Below are 2,474 nucleotides of genomic sequence, written 5' to 3' on the forward strand. Positions count from 1 at the left end.
GGGAAACGATAAAGAGTCCGCCATCATGGTTCTATGACAAATGTTTGCGCCAATCCCTCGGTATCTTCACGTCGAGACAGCGAAATGCATCTGGGGATTTCGTTCAACCGGAGTCTCGCGAACCGATTGGGAATTGGCTGTCGCGGTCTGTGAGGTCATTGGTTGTGGAGCTGACAACAGGTTTCTCGATCTGCGCCGCTGTGCTGCATCCGGCAGTGATCTTTCAGGCGGACCAGTTCCTGAACGAAGAAGACGAACCCTTGCGCCAGCCCGAATGTAAAAGAAGCACGACCGAATGAGACTGAGATCCGGAACTGGCCTTCATGCTTTCGGATCAGGAAATCCTCGCCAGATTCAAGGAGATTTTGGACCTAATCCTTCCTATGGAAGGCAACACCTTGAATGGACGGCGAGAAATAGACGTCCTCCGCAATGTCCTGACGTTCTCAATGATCAATCTTGCTAAGCGGTTGAGACAAGGGGTCTTAGGCGCTGCCAACGACAATCAAACATCGATTTGGAACGACCCCGGCAGGGGCCCACCGTAAGACGAGAAACAGGATCAACATAATTGGAAGATCGAACCAATAAGGGGAAAATCTCCTCCATCCATGTTTATTGCGCCTGTCAGTAGGCCTAGAAGACTCGGATGACTTATGGAAGATCTGGATATGGCTCTCAAGGCAACGCTCCGAATTTGAGATCCCTGGTGCAAGTGTGGGGAAGCGCAAGGCTTTTGAACCAGACCGTCCAAAACCAATGAATGGGTTCGATTGTGCGTGATCGGCGGCTCAATCATAAGCGCCAATGAGCTGAAGGAATATCGATATCGTGCGCGGTCCCAAGCTGTCAAAGCACCATCCGGATCGAGACATTCATCGCCAAAGGCCCTGGAAACCTGTTCGCTATGGGTCAGACCCAGACATCACGGAAGCCGACCTAAACTTCTGCTTTCGCAGGGCGGTTCTTGAAAGCCGCCTGACCGGAATCGGCCCCGAATCGGTCGTTCTTTGAACTCATGGCTGGCGTCGCGTCTGTCGTAAAGAAAATACTATCTTATGTCCGCTGCTGGTGTGCTAACGGACATCGAGCAGGGACTAAGGTGACCAGAGCAGACTTTTACTCTAGCTTTTGCATACCTCGCGTAAGTTTTTCGCGTCACTACAACCAAAGATACGGCAATTTCTTTAATGGTGGGTATGAAGGTAGTTCCTATAACCACAAGTACTTAAGTTATTGAATTAGAATGAGAAATCGTGTGAATGGCGGAGAGGAAGGGATTCGAACCCTCGAGACCGTTTAACGGGTCTACTCCCTTAGCAGGGGAGCGCCTTCGACCACTCGGCCACCTCTCCGAGGACRCTGACTAAAGATGAAACCCCATGTTTGCAAGGATTTTGTTCCGCCTCACCCAAAAATCGCATTACCGGCATGGAGCCGAGATCAAAACCGCCAAGCGCTGTTCCAAACCAATATGCCGGCTTCCTTGGCGGCAGCGACGAAAGCAGTTCTTGCCTCTTCCACGGCCCCCGTCCCTTCCATCGCATCGAGGCAGGCACGCCGCGCTCTGGAAAGTTCTTTGCCGCGGTCGACTGGCCAATTCTGACGAAGGATTTCGGCGGCCTCAGCGACGGAACTCACGTTCCGCAGCTCACCCGTCTCATCAACTTCAATCGTGACAGCAAGAAAATCGAGGTTGGTCATGGTGGGTCAACGCACACAAATGGCACCTTGTTCCGCAAAGCAAAGTTCGACTAAGTGTTTCTAATCAATTCGATTTAGGTCATCTGCGCCCTCCTTTTGTGCGGCGAGGACAAAGAGATTTCGGTGAGTCCCGTTAGGTGGAATCTTTATATCATAACCCCGATTCGTTTTCTCCTAAGCGACCTGGGACTTTGTCATTCGGCTGTTATCGCAACACTCTTTGGAACCGCCGCAGAAAAGGTCCCCTTTATATATTTCGCTACATCTGACCCCTTCCTGAAGCCAGGTCAGGCGCCAACCCGTAACGATATCACCATTTTCGGCGGGCCATTCGTCAAGGATGCGTTTGGCGGCGCCATCCACGACCGATACGCCGGAAATCACAGTTTGCAGGATATAGTTCAATTTTGTGGGCGCTCGCCCGGCAAGGGTTGGCTATTGGCATCACTTGCCGATATTGTCCGGCACCATTTGCAGATACAGGGGCCAATCAGAGCATGAAGAAGATTTTTGTTACGATTGCGCTGGCAGCTTTCGCGTTTCGTCCAGCATCAGCCATGAATTCGACCGAGGAGGCAGGCTTGAAGAAGCTTGATCCACAAACCCGGCTGGAGCAGCGCTGCGATGTGGAGGCGATGGAGCGCATCCGCAAGGACGAGGGAAAGTTCAACCCGGATAAAGTGCTCGCATACGCCTTCGCCGATCCGACAATGGAAGACCACGCCATCAAGACGCGTGGCGCCGCCTTTCGCAGCCGCGGCGAGTGGTAC

At 52.4% G+C, this 2,474-nt stretch carries 3 protein-coding genes and 1 tRNA gene; 3 read left to right on the forward strand and 1 reads right to left on the reverse strand.

Annotated elements, in window-relative coordinates; all coding sequences use genetic code 11:
* A partial coding sequence (locus ACXJ5O_RS24265) for a hypothetical protein (RefSeq protein ID WP_457302139.1) occupies nt 1-299 on the forward strand: 299 nt, incomplete at its 5' end.
* Nucleotides 300-1,263: 964 nt separating this feature from the next.
* Here ACXJ5O_RS24265 and ACXJ5O_RS24270 read toward each other — a convergent pair.
* Nucleotides 1,264-1,355: transfer RNA gene (locus tag ACXJ5O_RS24270), tRNA-Ser, on the reverse strand.
* 76 nt (nt 1,356-1,431) lie between these two features.
* On the opposite strand from ACXJ5O_RS24270, the gene ACXJ5O_RS24275 reads away from it, so the two are divergent.
* Both ACXJ5O_RS24275 and ACXJ5O_RS24280 read left to right on the forward strand, forming a co-directional pair.
* Nucleotides 1,432-1,758: a hypothetical protein gene (locus ACXJ5O_RS24275; protein ID WP_457302140.1), complete on the forward strand. Its 327-nt coding sequence runs from the start codon at nt 1,432-1,434 to the stop codon at nt 1,756-1,758.
* 443 nt (nt 1,759-2,201) lie between these two features.
* The coding region (locus ACXJ5O_RS24280) for a DUF930 domain-containing protein (RefSeq protein WP_457302141.1) at nt 2,202-2,474 on the forward strand (273 nt) is incomplete at its 3' end.

This window comes from Phyllobacterium sp. P5_D12 (assembly GCF_054049495.1).

Bases quoted from the DNA above. Each gene is read 5' to 3' on its own strand.
- ACXJ5O_RS24275 (WP_457302140.1), top strand. From the start codon at position 1,432: ATGGAGCCGAGATCAAAACCGCCAAGCGCTGTTCCAAACCAATATGCC.